Origin of the sequence: Microbacterium sp. MEJ108Y, assembly GCF_000834175.1 — a bacterium.
In the GTDB taxonomy this organism is placed as follows: domain Bacteria; phylum Actinomycetota; class Actinomycetes; order Actinomycetales; family Microbacteriaceae; genus Microbacterium; species Microbacterium forte.
In genome coordinates this window covers 246,584-264,422 of the sequence record NZ_JXQX01000012.1, presented here as the reverse complement: position 1 = coordinate 264,422, position 17,839 = coordinate 246,584, and the positions used below count along the sequence as shown (strand labels likewise).

The 17,839-nt window shown below is 67.9% G+C and carries 12 protein-coding genes; 9 read left to right on the top strand and 3 right to left on the bottom strand.

All coding sequences use genetic code 11. From position 1 onward, the window contains the following. Nucleotides 1-51: 51 nt before the first annotated feature. Entirely contained in the window at nt 52-3,306 is a 3,255-nt protein-coding gene (locus RU09_RS08085; RefSeq protein ID WP_042539312.1) for a family 20 glycosylhydrolase, read from the bottom strand. Further along, complete coding sequence (locus RU09_RS08080) at nt 3,297-4,514, bottom strand: alanine racemase (RefSeq protein WP_082041063.1); 1,218 nt, start codon at nt 4,512-4,514, stop codon at nt 3,297-3,299. Before RU09_RS08080 ends, RU09_RS08085 begins: the two co-directional genes overlap by 10 nt. A gap of 25 nt (nt 4,515-4,539) precedes the next feature. Here RU09_RS08080 and RU09_RS08075 point away from each other — a divergent pair, with 25 nt between their 5' ends. After that, nucleotides 4,540-4,947: a RidA family protein gene (locus RU09_RS08075; RefSeq protein ID WP_042539310.1), complete on the top strand. Its 408-nt coding sequence runs from the start codon at nt 4,540-4,542 to the stop codon at nt 4,945-4,947. A gap of 96 nt (nt 4,948-5,043) precedes the next feature. Then, complete coding sequence (locus RU09_RS08070; protein WP_156145894.1) at nt 5,044-6,564, top strand: L,D-transpeptidase family protein; 1,521 nt, start codon at nt 5,044-5,046, stop codon at nt 6,562-6,564. A 154-nt stretch (nt 6,565-6,718) separates the two neighbouring features. Here RU09_RS08070 and RU09_RS08065 read toward each other — a convergent pair whose 3' ends face one another. Then, nucleotides 6,719-8,938: an NADP-dependent isocitrate dehydrogenase gene (locus tag RU09_RS08065; RefSeq protein WP_042539464.1), complete on the bottom strand. Its 2,220-nt coding sequence runs from the start codon at nt 8,936-8,938 to the stop codon at nt 6,719-6,721. Nucleotides 8,939-9,118: 180 nt separating this feature from the next. Here RU09_RS08065 and RU09_RS08060 point away from each other — a divergent pair, with 180 nt between their 5' ends. The 7 genes from RU09_RS08060 to RU09_RS08030 all read left to right on the top strand — a co-directional run bounded on the left by RU09_RS08060 (nt 9,119) and on the right by RU09_RS08030 (nt 17,808). Beyond that, on the top strand, nt 9,119-9,577 hold the full coding sequence (locus RU09_RS08060) for a GNAT family N-acetyltransferase (protein WP_042539308.1): 459 nt from the start codon (nt 9,119-9,121) through the stop codon (nt 9,575-9,577). 210 nt (nt 9,578-9,787) lie between these two features. After that, the gene (locus tag RU09_RS08055) at nt 9,788-10,801 is read left to right on the top strand and encodes a LacI family DNA-binding transcriptional regulator (RefSeq protein WP_042539306.1); all 1,014 of its coding nucleotides are present in this window, start codon (nt 9,788-9,790) and stop codon (nt 10,799-10,801) included. A 124-nt stretch (nt 10,802-10,925) separates the two neighbouring features. Next, nucleotides 10,926-12,233 carry an ABC transporter substrate-binding protein gene (locus RU09_RS08050; RefSeq protein ID WP_042539304.1) on the top strand — a complete coding sequence of 436 codons (1,308 nt, stop codon included), beginning with the start codon at nt 10,926-10,928 and terminating at the stop codon, nt 12,231-12,233. A 58-nt stretch (nt 12,234-12,291) separates the two neighbouring features. Beyond that, entirely contained in the window at nt 12,292-13,257 is a 966-nt protein-coding gene (locus RU09_RS08045) for a carbohydrate ABC transporter permease (RefSeq protein ID WP_153302285.1), read from the top strand. Further along, nucleotides 13,257-14,144 carry a carbohydrate ABC transporter permease gene (locus RU09_RS08040; protein WP_079112406.1) on the top strand — a complete coding sequence of 296 codons (888 nt, stop codon included), beginning with the start codon at nt 13,257-13,259 and terminating at the stop codon, nt 14,142-14,144. Before RU09_RS08045 ends, RU09_RS08040 begins: the two co-directional genes overlap by 1 nt. Next, the gene (yicI, locus tag RU09_RS08035) at nt 14,144-16,378 is read left to right on the top strand and encodes an alpha-xylosidase (RefSeq protein WP_042539300.1); all 2,235 of its coding nucleotides are present in this window, start codon (nt 14,144-14,146) and stop codon (nt 16,376-16,378) included. The genes RU09_RS08040 and yicI overlap by 1 nt, the downstream gene beginning before the upstream one ends. Next, a complete protein-coding gene (locus tag RU09_RS08030) occupies nt 16,375-17,808 on the top strand; it encodes a GH1 family beta-glucosidase (protein WP_042539298.1) in 1,434 nt (477 codons plus the stop codon). Before yicI ends, RU09_RS08030 begins: the two co-directional genes overlap by 4 nt. Nucleotides 17,809-17,839 lie beyond the last annotated feature (31 nt).

Here is a 17,839-nt window from a genome sequence, read left to right as displayed (position 1 = left end):
TTTCGCAACCCCTGCCTCATGTAGCACAGGGAGGGTTACGGAAACGTTACATTATGCCGAGAGTACCCCGTCGGCGGTGCCGTGGGACCCGGACAGGCGCTCCACGAGCCCGGCCACGATCTCCCGCCGGGCCTCTCGAGTGAGGGGCTTTCCCGGTACTCCAGGACGCCTCTGCGTCGGTGTCGGACCGTCGAGAGGACGATACCGCACCCCTGACTCCGCGAGGCGTCTGAGGTGGGTCGGAAGCCTGCGGGCGAACCCTTCGTACGGGGGAGGTTCGCCGCCGTCCCACAGTCGCTCGGCGATCGCCGCGAGACGGGGGAACATCGCGAAGTCGACACGGTCTCTCGTCGGGAGGTGCTCGGTCCACACGTTGGCCTGCCCTCCGGACGCGCCGTCCTCGACGCGCAGCGCGTACGCGCGCTCGATCGGCAGCGGCGGTCCGACCCTGATCGGCTCCTCCCCCGACTCCGACTGCGGGTAGTCGAGATACACCTCGAGGTCGGGGCACGCGATCACAGGGATGCCGCGCCGCAGCGCCTCCCGCATGGCGACAGGGCCACGCCACGCGAGGACCTGCACTCCCTCGGGGACGTCGCCTTCGAGCACCTCGTCCCAGGCGAGGGCGGTGCGTCCGCGGCTGCGGACGTGCGCCACGAACTGATCCGTGAACCACGGCTGCACATCGTGCGGAGTCGCGAGACCGAGCTCGCGCATCCGCTCGCGCGCAGCGGCGCTCTGCGCCCACTCGGTCACCGGAACCTCGTCACCGCCGATGCCGATCCACGGAGAATCGAAGAGATCGCACAGCGCGTCGATCGCCGCCCGCCCGAAGGCGAGAGCCTCGTCCGTCGGGGCGAGCGTCCGAGGATTCACGCCGAAGCGCGACCACGGCACGACGACAGGCTCGCCGACGTCGGTGTTGCCCAGCTCGGGGTAGGCGGCGAGACCCGCCTGGATATGCCCCGGCAGCTCGACCTCGGGCACGACCGTCACGAATCTCTGGGCGGCGTAGGCGACAAGGCGGCGCAGCTCGGCATCCGTGTAGTGCCCCTCGTGCACACCGGCCTCGACCGTCGCGTGAGGACCGTGGCCCCGCTGCGTCTCCTCGCGGCGACCGCCCACTTCGGTCAGACGCGGGAACCCCGGCACGTCGAAGCGCCATCCCTGGTCGTCGGTGAGGTGCAGATGCAGGTGCGTGAGGTGGTGGTCGGCCATCAGATCGACCAGTCGCTCGAGATCCTCGACGGGGCGGAAGTGCCGCGCGACGTCGAGCATCACTCCCCGCCAGGCGTAGGCGGGCGCGGACTCCCAGACCCCCGCGGGGACCCGTGCACGATCAGCGCCCGGTTCGCGCAGTTGCCGCAGCAGCGTGACACCTCGGAACACTCCTGCGGGGCTGGCACCCGAGACCTGGATCCCGTGGGCGGCGACGGTCACCCGGAAGGCTTCTGCGCCCACGCGCTCTCGGGCGAACGGCTCGTCCGAGAGCGACTCGTCGATGCGGAGGGTGATCGCGGCGGGCGAGTCCGGAGCCGCGCGAAGGCCGCCGAGACGGGACGCGCTGATGGCGAGCGCGTCGGGAGCCGTGACCGGTGTGCGAGCAGTCCAGTCGAAAGGGGCAGCAGCCGGGTCGATCACCGAGCGGATGTTCGGCACGGGCGCACGATGGGGCGCGGGAGTCATGGGCAGAGCACGACCCGGCGTCGCGCCGGACGCGCGACCCGCCACCACCACGGGCACACCGCCGACGAGCACCTCGTCGATCCCGGCCGGCGCGCGGTGCGGTTCATCGAACGTCGCCCCCGCCGAGATGGTCTCGGGATCGAACAGCACCAGATCGGCCGTCGCTCCTTCGCGGATCAGGCCTCGTGGTGCGTCGCCCCGATCGAGGCCCAGTCGCATCGCCGGCGTGCCGGACAGATGCCGAACGGCCTGTTCGAGGGAGAGGACCCCGAGCTCGCGCACATAGTGCCCGAGATAGCGGGGGAAGGTTCCCCGGCCCCGCGGGTGCGGTCGCGCCCCGATCAGGATCCCGTCGCTGCCGCCGCAATGGCGCGGGTGCCGCATGATCGCGCGGACGTTGTCCTCGTCTCCGATGTGCATCAGGATGCCGGTCGCACCGCCGTCCTCGATGATGGTGTCCAGCACGACGTCCACGGCGCGTCTGCCGGACGATGCGGCGATCTCGTCGACGGTGCGCCCGACGAGGTCTGCGAGGTCGGGCGAGGAAGTGCCGGAGATCTGGATCGCCGACCAGTCGGCGCGTTCTCCATGGAATCCGTCGCAGCCGATCTCCTCGAGCTCGACGCGCACGGCCTCGCGACCCGCCTCGTCGAGGGCGGCGATGGTCGCCAGCAGGTCACCTGTCTCGGCGAGCCTGCTCGGAAGCAACGCCGACAGCGTCGTGGCGCCGGGAAGGTAGGGGTACGTGTCGAGAGTGACGTCGACGCCGTCGTCGAGCGCCTCGTCGACGAGTGCCAGCAGCTCCGCCGCGCGTCCGCGATTCGGCGCGAAGTTCATCGTCGCGTGCGTCAGATGGATCGGGCACCCCGTGCGGCGACCGATGTCGAGCGCCTCACGGTAGGCGTCGAGGGCTCCCCCGCCATAGCTTCGGGTGTGCGGCGCCCAGTATCCGCCACGCTCGGCGACGACGCGGCAGAGCGCCTCCAGCTCGGCGGTGTCGGCGTACATGCCGGGGGTGTACGTCAGCCCGCTCGACATCCCGAACGCTCCCGCGTCGAGGGCCTCGCCGAGGATGCCGGACATCTCCGCGATCTCCTCGCCGGTCGCCGCGCGGTTCTCGTGGCCCACCACCATCATCCGCAGGTTGCCCTGAGGCACCAGGACGGCGGCGTTGGCCACCGACACCTCGTCGATCGCGGTGAGCAGATCACCCATCGAGCGCCAGGGGGCAGCGGACGGCATGCCGTTCCAGCCCGCGATCTGAGCGGGGATCACTGCTGCTGCCGCATCGTCGAGCGGCGCGTAGCCGAGTCCGTCCTGGCCGAGCACCTCCGTCGTGACGCCCTGCAGGATCTTGGCGTCGTGCGCGGCTCCGCGCAGCACGGCCAGCTCGCTGTGCGCGTGCATGTCGATGAAACCGGGCGCGAGGACCGACCCCGTGGCGACGATCTCGACCGCATCCGCCGGCAGCTCCAGCCGCCTCTCGTCGCCCTCGCGGATCACCGCCACGATGCGCGATCCCTCGACCGCGACATCGGCGACGTACCGCTCGGCGCCGGTGCCGTCGACCACCGTGGCACCGCGGTAGACCCGCACCGGCTTCTCGGCGCTCAGAAGCATGTCGCCACCGCTCCGATCACACGCGGATCCGCTGCGTCCGGGTCGTCGATCATCGCCACCACTCGCCACTTGTCGAAGGCCGTGCACGGGTGCGACAACCCGAGGCGCACGACGTCGCCGACGGCGACATCCGCGCCGTCTGCGAGGTCGAGGAACGCGTGCTGATCATTGAGAGCGGTGATCCGTCCTTCGACCGACTGCGGCACGGGCAGATCGAGGTCGAACGGCACGTCGCGACGCCCCGCATCCAGGAGTGCGAGTCCGTGCTCTGGCTGAGAGACGACGCGCGACCAGGCATGCATCGCCGATCGCAGCGGTTCCGTCGATGTCAGCGGGCCGAACGGCGACATGCGCGAGTAGAAGCCGTCGTCGTGGATCTGGAATGCCCCCGAGCGCAGCACGATGTCGGCATCCTCGCGCTGCGGGGCCAATACCGCCGCGGCTCGGTCGGGAAAAGCGCTGCCGCCTGCGCTGAGCACGGGGCGGACGTCGGGCGGGTAGGCGAGACGTCGATGCAGCTCGACCAGCGTCGACAGATAGGCGTCGACCGCCGCGACCGATGCGTCTTCCCGGTCGGGGCCGAACGGACCCTCGTATCCCGTGACGCCGGCGAGCCGTAGACCGGGTGCCTCGAGGATCGCCTGGGCGATGCGCTCGCCCTCCTCCACGCTGCGGGCGCCGGTGCGGCCACCCCTGCCGCCGAGTTCGACGAGCACGTCGAGCGGGCGATCAGCGCCCTCGAGCGCGTCTGCGAGGATGCCGACGGTGCCGACGGAGTCCGCCCAGCACAGGATCCGCAGATCGCGATCCGCAGCGAGCAGTTCGCCGAGATGGCGTGCGGCCGTGCCATCGGTGACCGAGTTCGCGATGAGCACGGTGGAGACCCCTGCCTCGACGGCGACCTCCGCCTGCCACGGCGTCGCGACCGAGATGCCCCACGCCCCCGCGTCGAGAAGTCGCTGCCACAGCGCCGGTGCCATCGTCGTCTTGCCATGCGGCGCGAGGAGCACACCCTGTCGCTCCGCCCACGCGAAGACGGTCGACTCGTTGTGCGCGAGCGCGGCCTCATGCACGGTCAGGACCGGAGTGACGAGGTCGGAGAGGTGCAGACCCGCCCCGGCGACCTCCGAGAGTCGGAGCCCCGCGGATCGCGAGGGGAAACCCTTCGCCCAGGTGCCGAGAACAGGATCCGGGATTTGTAGAGGCATCTAACAAGGCTACTAGGCTGGCCTCATGACCGCGAAGATCCGAGTGTCGACCGACGCCGCCCCCGCCCCCGCCCACACCTTCTCGCAGGGCATCCGCAAGGGCCCGATCGTGCAGGTCTCCGGTCAGGGTCCCGTCGATCCCCAGACGAACGAGTATCTCTTCCCGGGCGATGTCGCGGCTCAGACCACGCGCACCCTCGAGAACGTCAAGGCGATCGTCGAGGCCTCGGGAGCGACGTTCGACGATGTCGTGATGCTGCGCGTCTACCTGACCAAGCGCGAGGACTTCGCGATCATGAACGATGCGTACGGCGCCTTCGTGACCGCGCACACGACCAGCGGCGTCCTGCCGTCGCGCACCACCGTCTTCACCGGTCTCCCGCGCGAGGAGATGCTCGTCGAGATCGACGGCCTCGCGGTCGTCACCGACTGACGCGAGAGGGATCTCCACAGGTCCGCGGACCGTTGCCTCCCCGTTATACGCGATCGCGTAGCATATTGCTAAAGACACGCGAGAAACCGGGGGGTGATGTTCGTGACCGATCTGATCTCAGCGCAGGATGCGAAGACCGAGAAGCTGACCGAGGCGACCGCCTCCGGTGACCAGCTGCAGAACGGCGCGCCCGGCGACTCCGGCAATGCTCCCACCGACTCCCAGCCGCCGAGCAGCGGCGACCGGGAGCTCGCCTGGGCACCGAACGAGCCCGCTCCCAAGAAGAAGCGTCTCGGCCTGTGGATCGGCCTCGGCGTGGGAGCCCTGGCCCTCGGCGCAGGCGCCGCATCGATGATCCTGATCGCCCCGGGCACGACTGTCGCCGGAATCCCCGTCGGCTGGCTCACTCCCGGAGCCGCCGCAGAGACCATCCAGGCTCACGTCGCCGAGACCGAGGTCACTCTCACCGGAGCCGGTGACGACATCGTCCTGACAGGAGCCGACCTCGGTGCCGCGATCGATGCGACCGCGCTCGCCGACGCGGCCTTCGCGGAGCGTCCGCTCTGGAACGTCACCGCATGGATGGGCGATCCCGTCGCCGGGGACATCACTCTCGACCCCGCCACCGCGGAATCCGCGCTGCGCGAGGCAGTGCCGTCAAGCTTCGAAGACCCGGTCGATGCCGGCGTCGTCTTCGACGCCGCGGGCGGAGGCTATGCGATCACGCCTTCGGCACCGGGCACGGGCGTCGACGTCGACGGCCTCACCGCCGCGATCGTCGCGACGATCGCGGACGGCGGAAAGAGCCTCGAGTTCTCCGGCGCCCCGGCCGAAGCTGCCCCCGCCGTCACCGACGAGGACGCCACGACCGTTGCCACCTCACTGAACACGATGCTGGGTTCGATCGGCTTCTACATCGGCGAAGAGCGCACGGTCCCCGTCGACCCGGCGACCGCCTCGACCTGGATCTCGGTCGTCGATGACGAGGGCGAGCTGAGCGTCGTCGCAGATGAAGCCGCGATCCAAGCGACGATCGACGCCCTTCCCGCAGCCGTCAACCGGGAACCCGTCAACGCGACGAACATCGTCGACTCCGGGGGCGAGATCCTCCGCACCGTCGCCGAAGGCGCCAACGGCCGCACGATCGGCGACACCTCGAGCCTCGCATCAGACGTCGCGGCGAAGCTGGAGGCCGGCGAGGGCGTCTTCCCCATCGAGGTGACCGAGACCCCGTTCGAATCGGTCAACCTGGTTCGCAAGATCGACGTGGACCTGAGCTCTCAGACGGCGACTCTCATCGAGAACGGCGCCGTCGTCCGTTCCTGGGCGATCTCGTCGGGCAAGAGCGCGACGCCCACCGACACCGGCAACTTCCGGGTCTACGCGCATGTGCGCGAGCAGACGATGAAGAGCCGCGAGCCGGACGGGTCGATCACCGAGACGCCGAACGTCCCCTGGGTCACGTACTTCAACGGCGACGAGGGCTTCCACGGCACCTACTGGCACAACGACTTCGGCAACCCGCGCAGCCACGGCTGCGTGAACATGCCGATCGACGTCGCCAAGTACGTCTACGAGTGGTCGCCAGTCGGCCTCGAGGTGTCGGTCCACTACTGAGCCTCGCTCCCGACAGAGCTGGCGACCAGTCGGCTCTGAAGGCCGCGGCCCTGCGTATCGCCCGGCTCTGAAGGCCGCGGCCTTGCGTGTCGCGGAGAACGACGAAGGAGGGGCCGGATGCACGTGCATCCGGCCCCTCCTTCGTCTGTCCGTGTCAGCTCAGTGCGTCGACGATGCCGTTCAGCGTCGTGGACGGGCGCATGACGGCCTCGACCAGTGCGTCGTCGGGGCGGTAGTAGCCGCCGATCTCGACGGGCTTGCCCTGCACGGCGTTGAGCTCGGAGACGATCTTCTCCTCGTTCTCCGCGAGCGTGGCGGCGATCGGCGCGAACGACGCCGCGAGCTCGGGGTCCTTCGTCTGCGCCGCGAGCTCCTGCGCCCAGTAGAGCCCCAGGTAGAAGTGGCTTCCGCGGTTGTCGATCGTGCCGAGAGCGCGACCAGGAGAGCGGTCCTCTTCGAGGAAGGTTCCCGTCGCAGCGTCCAGCGTCTCCGCGAGGACGCGGGCCTTCTCGTTGCCCGTGCGGTCTGCGAAGTGCTCGAGCGATGCGGCCAGCGCGAAGAACTCGCCCAGGGAATCCCAGCGCAGGTAGTTCTCCTCGACGAGCTGCTGCACGTGCTTGGGCGCAGAGCCACCGGCACCGGTCTCGAACAGTCCGCCACCCGCGAGCAGCGGGACGATCGACAGCATCTTGGCGCTGGTGCCGACCTCGAGGATCGGGAACAGGTCGGTGAGGTAGTCACGCAGCACATTGCCCGTCACCGAGATGGTGTCGAGGCCGTGACGCATGCGCGCGAGCGTGTAGCGGGTGGCCTCTTCGGGGGCGAGGATCGTGATCGTGAGCCCCTTGGTGTCGAGCGTCGCGAGACCCTGGTGCACCTTGGCGATGATCTGCGCGTCGTGCGAGCGGTTGGCGTCCAGCCAGAACACCGCGGGCGCTCCCGAGGCGCGAGCGCGCGTGACGGCGAGCTTGACCCAGTCCATGACCGGAATGTGCTTGGTCTGCGTCGCGCGCCAGATGTCGCCGGCGCCGACCTCGTGCTCGATCAGCACGGTGCCCTCGCTGTCGAGGACCTGGACGGTGCCGGGAGCGGCGATCTCGAAGGTCTTGTCGTGGCTGCCGTACTCCTCGGCCGCCTGGGCCATGAGCCCCACGTTCGGCACGGTGCCGATCGTGGCGGGGTCGAGCGGGCCGTTCGCGATCACATCGTCGATGACGGCCTGGTAGACGCTCGCGTACGAGGAGTCCGGGATGACCGCGAGGGTGTCGGCCTCGCCGCCATCCTCGCCCCACAGCTTGCCGCCGTTGCGGACGAGCGCGGGCATGGAGGCGTCGACGATCACGTCGCTGGGCACGTGCAGGTTCGTGATGCCCTTGTCGGAGTTCACGTACGAGACGCGCGGGCCCTCGGCGAGGGCGCGGTCGAAGGCTGCGGCGATCTCCTCGCCGCCGGCGATGCCGCCGAGACCCGAGAGGATCGACCCGAGACCGTCGTTCGGGTTGAGGCCCGCCTCAGCGAGCTTGTCACCGTACTGAGCGAACACATCCTTGAAGAACACCCTCACGACATGCCCGAAGATGATCGGGTCGCTGACCTTCATCATCGTGGCCTTGAGGTGCACCGAGTAGAGGATGTCGTCGTTCTTCGCCGTCTCCATCGTCTCGGCGAGGAAGGCGTCGAGGTGCGCGGCCGAGAGGAACGTGGCGTCGATGATCTCGCGCGGCAGGACCTTCAGCCCCTCCTTCAGAATCGTCACGGTGCCGTCAGCGGCGGTGTGGCGGAAGCTCAGGACGTCGTCGTGTGCGGCGACCCAGGAGCGTTCGTTGTGCTTGAAGTCGTCGTGACCGAGCGTCGCGACGCGGGTCTTCGAGCCCTCCGCGAACGGCTTGTTGCGGTGCGGGTGCTTCTTCGCGTAGTTCTTGACTGCCAGAGGCGCTCGGCGGTCGCTGTTGCCCTCGCGCAGCACGGGGTTGACCGCGGAGCCCTTGATGCGGTCGTAGCGAGCGCGGACGTCCTTCTCCTCGAGGGAGGTCGGCTCGTCCGGGAAGTCGGGGATGTCGTATCCCTGCGACTGCAGCTCGGCGATCGCGCCCTTGAGCTGCGGGATCGAGGCCGAGATGTTCGGGAGCTTGATGATGTTCGCCTCGGGGAGCGTCGCGAGTCCGCCGAGCTCGGCGAGCGAGTCGCCCACCTGCTGCTCGGGAGCGAGCTTCTGCGGGAATGCGGCGAGGATGCGTCCGCCGAGCGAGATGTCGCGGGTCTCGACCTCGATGCCCGCCTGCCCCGTGAAGGCCTTGATGATCGGCAGGAAGGAGGCGGTGGCGAGAGCCGGTGCCTCGTCCGTGTAGGTGTAGATGATGGCGTCGTCGGTCACCAGGAGGTTCTCCGTTCGCGAGGGCATATTTGTCTCGATACCAAGATACCTGAGGCGCTCCCGGCGCACGTTCGCCGCGAGGAGGCGCCGACATCGACTTCCGGCATTCTGCGCGTGCGCACCCCTGACGAAAGTCGAGGTTTCTGCGCGGGCACCCCCGCGAGGGGCTAGCCTGTGACTATGTCCGAACTGCGCATGGTCGAACTCTCAGCTGCGACGATCGTCGCCGTGAACAACCTGTCGCTGAAGCCCGGACAGGAGCAGTTCCTCGCTCCGGTGTCCTACGGCATCGCGGCGACGGTCATCAACCCGCAGACCTCCTGGCAGCGGGTCGTCCTCGAAGACGATCAGGTCGTCGGGTTCGTCAGCGCCAACTTCGACGCCGATGCTCCCGAGGAGCACTTCCGTTCGGTGCTGTGGCGCATCAACGTCGACGCTGAAGGCCAGGGCAAGGGCGTCGGCCGCTTCGCGGTCGAGAGCCTGCTCGAGGAGGCCCGCAACCGCGGCTTCGACCACGTCAACGTCATCTACGAGGCCGGAGAAGACGGCCCGGAGGCGTTCTTCCTGCGGGTCGGGTTCACTCCGGTCGGCGAGACCGAGTACTCAGAGGTCATCGCCCAGATCCGCGTCACTTCGTAGACCGGCGGCGGGGTCTCGAATCCCCTCCCCCATCGAGGCCCCGTCGCCCTGTCCGGTGACGTGATGGGACCGCTCCCGCAGCCTCGAGCACGAATTTGTTGTGGATGACCACAAAAGTGTTGCGCGCGGCGTCGAACTCTGCCTATCATCACTTTCGGAAGCGCAAGCGAAACGCTTCGACGATGAACCGATAGCGACGACGGAGTCCTGATGACGACGATTCACGAGGTGGCCGAGGCTGCCGGAGTGTCGATCAGCACGGTCTCCTACGCGCTCAGCGGCAAGCGCCCGGTCTCGGAGAAGACGCGTCGGCGCATCGAGGACGCGGTCCAGACGCTCGGCTACGAGCCCGATGCCGGAGCACGGATGCTGGCTGGCCGCCGCACGCAGATCTTCGGACTCACCGAGCCTCTCCGTGCCGACACCCACGCCCCCACGCACATGGCCTTCGTGCTCGCTGCAGCAGTCGCCGCCCGCCGCCGTGGCTACGACATCCTGCTGCTGACCGACGAGCAGGCATCCGAGGGGATGAACCGCGTCGCCGCGAGCAACCTCGTCGACGCCATCCTCGTGCTCGACGTGGCGCCGGACGACGAGAGAGCGGAGATCGCCCGATCCCTGCGTTCCCCGACCGTCTTCATCGGCATCCCGGACGACGCGGACGGTCTGACCTGCGTCGACCTCGACTTCGAAGGCACAGGGCATCTCGCCGTCGACCGACTGGCCGATGCCGGGCACACCTCCGTCACCCTGCTCGGACAGACCGAGGTCTCGTACCGCAAGTCGAACTTCCCCCGACGACTGCTCCTCGGCGTGCAGGACCGAGCGGCCCAGCGGGGAGTCGACCTCGACTGGGCGACGACCGGAGACACGACGACCGACGCGTCCGCTGTGCGCGCCGCCGCCGAGATGGCATTGAGCCGCGGCGTCCGTGCGTTCATCGTGCACGCCGTCGGCGATGTGCACGAGATCCTCCTCGAGACGATCGCAGCCCACGGGCTGACGGTCGGCGAGGACGTGTCGGTGATCTCGGCCGCCGCCTCGTTCGACACGTCCTCGCTCGCGGTTCCCGTCGACACGATCCCGCTCGTGCCGCAGAAGTCGTGCGAGCTCGCCGTCGATCTCGCCGTGCGGCACCTGGAAGAGCCGGGCACGCCCGCCCAGATCCATCTCATCCCCCCCGAGTACCACGTCGCCGGCTCGATCGCCCCCGCCCGGGAGTGACCACCCGCCGAGAACGCAGCCGCATCGCTGTTGTCGAAACGCTTCGACGACCGCCTCATCACAACTGAACACCCGACCCACTGAAGTGTCCGGCCCCAGGGCCACTGAGAAAGGAGTGCCGACGATGGCACGCACCACACGCAGGACGAAGACGCTGGCGGCCCTCGCCGCGCTCACCGCGACAGGCATCGCACTGAGCGGCTGCACTGCCGGTTCGGCAGACGAGGGCGGCGACGGAGACACCCTCAAGCTCTGGCATTACGAGGGTGCGGACAGCGCCATGGGAAAGGCCTGGGCCGAGGCGATCGCGATCTTCGAAGAAGAGACCGGAGCGACCGTCGAGTTCGAGGAGAAGTCCTTCGAGCAGATCCAGAAGACGGCCAGCCAGGTGCTCGACACCGACGCGGCACCCGACCTCATGGAGTTCAACAAGGGCAACGCGACGGCGGGATTCCTGGCCTCCACCGGACTGATCACGGACATCTCCGACGCGGTCGAGGAGTACGGATGGGATGAGAAGCTCGCTCCCTCGCTGCAGACCACCGCGAAATACTCCGAAGACGGCGTCATGGGCGGCGACACGTGGTTCGGCGTCCCGAACTACGGCGAGTTCGTCGGCGTCTACTACAACCAGGATGCCTTCGCCGCGGCGGGTCTCGAGATCCCCACCACCTACGAGGAGTTCGTCGACGTCCTCGACGCGTTCGTCGCGCAGGGCGTCACCCCGCTCGCCGAGGCCGGCGCCGAGTACCCCCTCGGACAGCTCTGGTACCAGCTCGCGCTGCTCGAAGGCGATCGCGGCTTCGTCGACTCCTACCAGCTGTACGACGGCGAGGTCGACTGGCAGGGCCCGGAGGTCACTGCCGCGTCCGAGACGCTCAAGGACTACGTCGAGAAGGGCTACATCGCCTCGGACGTCTCCTCGGTCAAGGCCGAGGACGCCGGCGTCTCGTTCATCAACGGCACCTCGCCGATCTTCGTGTCGGGATCCTGGTGGTTCGGTCGCTTCGTGTCGGAGGCGACCGGCTTCGACTGGACGATGACCGCGTTCCCCGGCGCCGACCTGTCGCTCGGCTCGTCCGGCAACCTCTGGGTCGTCCCCGAGAACGCCGCGAACAAGGAGCTCGCCTACGAGTTCATCGACATCACGATGCGCCCCGAGATCCAGGCGATCATCGGCAACAACGGCGGCCTCCCGGTCGCCGCCGACACCGCCGACATCACCGACGAGAAGAGCGCGGCGCTCATCGAGACCTTCAACGGCGTGCTCGACGCCGACGGGCTCTCGTTCTACCCGGACTGGCCCGCTCCCGGCTTCTACGACGTGATCGTGCAGGAGCTCCAGGGTCTGATCACGGGCACGCAGGATGCGGAGACCACCAACACGAACCTCGGCGAGCAGTACGACGAGGGCACGTCCGAATTCCGTTGATCCGCCCGCGGGGGCGACGACCGCACGGCGTCGCCCCCGCATCCTCCTGGAGATGAACATGTCACTCGTCACCCGACGCGAGGGCCGCACGAAGCTGCCGCCCGAAGAGCCGTCGATCCCGCAGCGCAGCGGCGGGACCGGGGCCTACTGGTTGTACCTGCTCCCCGGCTTCGTGCTTCTGCTCGTCGTCGTCATCGTCCCGCTGATCTGGAACGTCTACCTGACCTTCACCAAGTGGAAGGGAGTGCGCGCCCCCGAGTTCATCGGTCTCGAGAACTGGCAGAAGATCCTCACCGACAGCGACTTCTGGACCTCGTTCACGAACTCCGTGTGGATGATCCTCGCCATGGTCGTGGTGCCGACGATCGTCGGCCTGATCGTCGCAGCCCTGCTCTTCGACGTGGTCGGGCGCAAGTTCGGCGGCAAGGTCGGCAGCTTCCTGCGCGCGACCTACTATCTCCCCCAGATCCTCCCCATCGCCGTCGCCGGCATCGTGATCGGCTGGATCGTCCGGCCGGGTGGCGACGGCGCGCTCAACCAGATCCTCGGTTGGTTCGGCATCCCCGCCTATGACTGGCTCGGCCAGATGCCGTCAGCCCTCATCGTGCTGATGGTCGTCATGGTGTGGGTGCAGCTCGGCTACCCCGTCGTCGTCTTCATGGCGGCGCTCCAGCGCGTCGATCCCGAACTGTACGAAGCCGCCGAACTCGACGGCGCGAACTGGTTCCAGCGATTCACCGCGATCACGATGAGCATCATCCGCCCGGAGATCTTCGTCGTCACGCTCACCTGCACGATCGCCGCCCTCAAAGTCTTCGGCCCCGTGTACATCATCACGCGCGGCGGCCCCGCCGGTGCCACTCTGGTGCCCGCCTACTACGCCTACCAGGAGTTCTTCACCAAGCGGAACGTCGGCTACGGCGCGACCATCGCCACCGTGCTGACCATCGTCGTGGTGATCGTGTCGATCATCTTCATCCGCGTGCAGAACTCGCTCGAGCGCAAGGAAAGGGCGGGTCTCTGATGCACGCCACCACCGCCATCGTCACCGGCAAGCCCTCCCAGAAACGCCCTCGCGGCGGGATGACCAGGAAGCGCCCCGTCGACTGGCTCATGCTCGCGCTCGTCGTGATCGGCGCACTGCTCATCATCGCGCCGTTCTACCTCGTGCTGGTCAACTCGTTCAAGTCCCCTGTCGACTACGCCACATCAGGTCCGCTCGCCTTCCCCGAGACGCTGGACTTCGGCGGGATCATCAAATTCTGGGAGCGGGTGAACTTCCCCGAGAAGGTGTGGAACTCGATCTTCATCGCGGGCATCGTCTCGGTGCTCGCCGTCGTGATCTCGATGCTCAACGCCTTCGCGATCGGCATCGGCCGCGTCCGCGGGCGCAGCTGGATCGTGCTGCTCTTCCTGCTCGCCAACCTGCTGCCGCAGGAGGCGCTTCTCTACCCGCTGTACTACATGTTCAAGTCCGTCGGCCTGTACGACAACGTGTGGTCGGTGATCATCGTCTTCACGGTCATCCAGGCGGCTTTCGGCACATACCTGCTGTCGTCCGTCTACGGCACGTTCCCCAAGGAGATCCTCGAAGCGGCATCCATCGACGGTGCGAATCGCTGGCAGATCCTCTGGCGGATCGTCTTCCCGATCAGCCGCCCGACCCTGTCGGTGCTGCTCATCTTCTTCTTCATCTGGACGTGGAACGAGTTCCTGATCCCGCTGACCTTCCTCGCATCGAATGCGAATCAGACGGTCCCCGTGGCGATCAGCGTGCTGCAGGGCGACCGGCTCATGGACGTCACGACCACGAGCGCCTCCGCCCTCCTCGGCATCATCCCCACGCTCATCTTCTTCCTCATCTTCCAGCGCACCCTCACACGCGGCATCACGGCAGGAGCAGTCAAGTAATGAAGTTCACCGACGGGTTCTGGCAACTGCGTCCTGGGGTCACCGCGCTGTACGCGCAGGAGGCCTACGACATCGCCGAGACCGACGACACCCCCGACGGACCCGGCATCGTCATCACAGCACCCACCATGGTGATCGCCAAGCGCGGCGACACCCTGAACCGGCCGGTGCTGACGACCACGCTCTCATCGCCCGCCGAGGGGGTGGTGCGCGTCCGCATCGCGCACCACGAAGGAGGCCGCTGGCACGGCGGCTTCGGTCTTCCCGGGGCAGGATCCGGAGCGGCATCCGTGTCCCTCACCGAGGGGGGTGGCGCTCTCGATGCCGGTTCGCTCGTCGCACGGATCACGAAGGGCGCGCCCTGGAACCTCGCATTCGAGGTCGACGGGAGACGCGTGACCGGAAGCGCGCACAAGGCCCAGGGATACGTGCGCCTCGCCCCGGACGCGCAGGTCGACGCCGGCATCGTCGACAATGCACGACAGGGCGGTTCGAGCCCGAACGGATCCGTCTTCGTGCACGAGCAGCTCGACCTCGGAGTCGGCGAGTTGATCTACGGCCTCGGCGAGCGCTTCGGTCCGCTGGTGAAGAACGGCCAGTCGGTCGACATCTGGAACGCTGACGGCGGCACCTCCAGCGAGCAGGCCTACAAGAGCATCCCGTTCCATCTCTCGAATCGCGGCTACGGCGTGCTCGTGAACGACCCGGGCCACGTGTCGTACGAGATCGGATCGGAGTCGGTCGAGCGCGTGCAGTTCTCCGTCTCCGGCGAGGTGCTCGAGTACTTCGTCATCGCTGGACCGACGCCGAAGGATGTCCTGGGACGCTACACCGCTCTCACCGGACGACCGCCCGTGGTGCCGGCCTGGTCGTACGGGCTCTGGCTGTCGACGAGCTTCACGACCGACTACGACGAGAAGACCGTCAACTCCTTCATAGACGAGATGGCGGCGCGTGAGCTGCCGGTGTCGGTGTTCCACTTCGACTGCTTCTGGATGCGCGAGTTCAACTGGACCGACTTCGTCTGGGATTCCCGGGTGTTCCCCGACCCCGAGGGCATGCTGTCACGACTGCACGACAAGGACCTGCGCGTCTGCGTCTGGATCAACCCGTACATCGCGCAGCGCTCCCCCCTCTTCCGTGAGGCGGCTGATCAGGGCTACCTCGTGATGCGCCCCGACGGGTCGGTCTGGCAGTGGGATCTCTGGCAGGCGGGAATGGGGCTCGTCGACTTCACCAATCCGGATGCGACCGCCTGGTACCAGGCGAAGCTCCGCGAGCTCATCGCACAGGGCGTGGACTGCTTCAAGACCGACTTCGGCGAACGCATCCCCACCGAGGTGGTCTGGGCCGACGGCTCCAACCCCGAGCGCATGCACAACCTGTACACCGATCTCTACAACCGGGCCGTGCACGATGTGCTCGTCGAAGCGCGAGGCGCAGACGACGCCGTGCTGTTCGCGCGCTCGGCGACCGCCGGCGGGCAGAGCATGCCGGTGCACTGGGGCGGCGACTCGACGTCGACCTACGCGTCGATGGCCGAGACCCTGCGCGGCGGGCTCTCGCTCGCACTGAGCGGCTTCGCCTTCTGGAGCCACGACATCGGCGGATTCGAGGGCACTCCGGATGCCGGTGTATTCAAACGCTGGACGGCCTTCGGTCTGCTCGGCTCGCACTCGCGCTTCCACGGATCGAGCTCCTACCGGGTGCCGTGGGCATTCGACGAGGAGGCCGTCGACGTGACGAGGCGATTCACGCACCTCAAGATGCAGCTGATGCCCTACCTGTATCAGCAGGGCATCATCGCATCGAGGACGGGCCTGCCCGTGATGCGGCCGATGCAGCTGGAGTTCCCCGATGACCCGGCCGTCGGCTACCTCGACCGGCAGTACATGCTCGGCACCGACCTGCTCGTGGCGCCCGTCTTCTCCGAGGACGGATCGGTCGAGTTCTATCTGCCGGAGGGCGAGTGGACCTCGCTGCTGAGCGGCGAGACCGTCTCGGGCGGGGGCTGGCGCCGAGAGACCCACTCCTTCGACTCGCTTCCGCTGTACGTGCGACCAGGCACGGCACTCCCCTGGGGTGCCCGCACCGACAGACCCGACTACGACTATCACGACGGCCTGCGACTGCGGGTGTTCCCTGGCGGATCGGGCTCGGCGTCCGTGACCGTCACGAGCCCGGACGGCCGTGAGAAGATCTACGAAACCGACCTGACTGAGGTGACCCGGTGACTCTCTCTCCTGCCGATGACTACCGCGGATCCGGACTCGTGCTGCCCGAGGGCTTCACGTTCGGATCGGCTACCGCCTCCTACCAGATCGAGGGGGCGGCCGCCGAAGACGGGCGCACGCCGTCGATCTGGGACACGTTCAGCAAGACGCCGGGGAAGGTGTGGAACGGCGACACCGGCGATGTGGCCTGCGACCACTACCACCGCGTCGATGAGGACTTCGATCTGATGTCGGATCTCGGACTGCAGGCGTACCGATTCTCGATCGCCTGGCCGCGGATCGTTCCCGCGGCGGACGGCGCCGTGAACCAGGCGGGGATCGATTTCTACTCTCGTCTTGTCGACGGACTGCTCGAGCGGGGCATCAAGCCGGTGGCGACCCTCTATCACTGGGACCTGCCGCAGTATCTGGAGGATGCAGGCGGGTGGACCTCCCGGTCGACGACCGACGCCTTCGAGCGATACGCGTCGATCATGGGGGCGGCGCTCGGCGACCGGGTGCACACCTGGACGACGCTCAACGAGCCCTGGTGCTCGGCCTATCTGGGATACGGGCAGGGTGGTCACGCGCCGGGCCGCCACGAGCCTGCCTCCGCCCTGGCCGCCGTGCACCACCTGAACCTCGCGCACGGGCGCGCGGTCCAGGCGCTCCGCGCCACGTCGACCGGCGACCCCGACTACTCGGTGACACTGAACTTCCATGTGCTGCGCGGCGTGGGCGACGGCGCAGACGAGGCCATGCGCCGGATCGACGCTCTGGCGAACCGCGCGTTCACGCAGCCGATGCTGCGCGGCGAGTACCCCGCGGATCTCCTCGAGGACACGGCCTCGGTCACGGACTGGTCGTTCGTGCACGACGGCGACCTCGCCACCGTCAACCAGCCGATCGATGTGCTCGGAGTGAACTACTACTCCACCGCGACGGTGCGACTCTGGGACGGCATCTCGGAGAAGCAGCAGAACGACGGGCACAAGGGCACGGCCGGAGGCACCGCGTGGCCGGGCAGCGATCAGCTGGTCGAGTTCGTCGAGCAGCCGGGGCCCTACACGGCGATGGGGTGGAACATCGCGCCGGAGGGACTCGAAGAGCTGCTCGTCTCCCTGTCGGAGCAGTTCCCCGCCCAGCCGCTGATGGTCACCGAGAACGGCGCCGCGTTCGACGACGAGGTCGCTGCCGACGGCTCAGTGCCCGATCCCGAGCGCACGGACTACCTGCGACGTCACTTCACCGCCGCTCACCGTGCGATCGAGCGGGGTGTCGACCTGCGGGGCTACTTCGTGTGGTCGCTGCTCGACAACTTCGAGTGGGGGTACGGCTACGCCAAGAGGTTCGGCATCGTGCGCGTGGACTTCGACTCGCTCGAACGCACCGTCAAGGACTCGGGGCGCTGGTATCGCGAGCTCATCGCCTCACGCACGATCGGGGCCTGACCCTTCGGATGCGCACCACCGACCGCCGCCT

Coding starts and splice junctions, on each gene's coding strand:
- RU09_RS08085 (WP_042539312.1), bottom strand. CDS start 3,306: ATGCTTCTGAGCGCCGAGAAGCCGGTGCGGGTCTACCGCGGTGCCACG.
- RU09_RS08080 (WP_082041063.1), bottom strand. CDS start 4,514: ATGCCTCTACAAATCCCGGATCCTGTTCTCGGCACCTGGGCGAAGGGT.
- RU09_RS08075 (WP_042539310.1), top strand. CDS start 4,540: ATGACCGCGAAGATCCGAGTGTCGACCGACGCCGCCCCCGCCCCCGCC.
- RU09_RS08070 (WP_156145894.1), top strand. CDS start 5,044: ATGTTCGTGACCGATCTGATCTCAGCGCAGGATGCGAAGACCGAGAAG.
- RU09_RS08060 (WP_042539308.1), top strand. CDS start 9,119: ATGTCCGAACTGCGCATGGTCGAACTCTCAGCTGCGACGATCGTCGCC.
- RU09_RS08055 (WP_042539306.1), top strand. CDS start 9,788: ATGACGACGATTCACGAGGTGGCCGAGGCTGCCGGAGTGTCGATCAGC.
- RU09_RS08050 (WP_042539304.1), top strand. CDS start 10,926: ATGGCACGCACCACACGCAGGACGAAGACGCTGGCGGCCCTCGCCGCG.
- RU09_RS08045 (WP_153302285.1), top strand. CDS start 12,292: ATGTCACTCGTCACCCGACGCGAGGGCCGCACGAAGCTGCCGCCCGAA.
- RU09_RS08040 (WP_079112406.1), top strand. CDS start 13,257: ATGCACGCCACCACCGCCATCGTCACCGGCAAGCCCTCCCAGAAACGC.
- yicI (WP_042539300.1), top strand. CDS start 14,144: ATGAAGTTCACCGACGGGTTCTGGCAACTGCGTCCTGGGGTCACCGCG.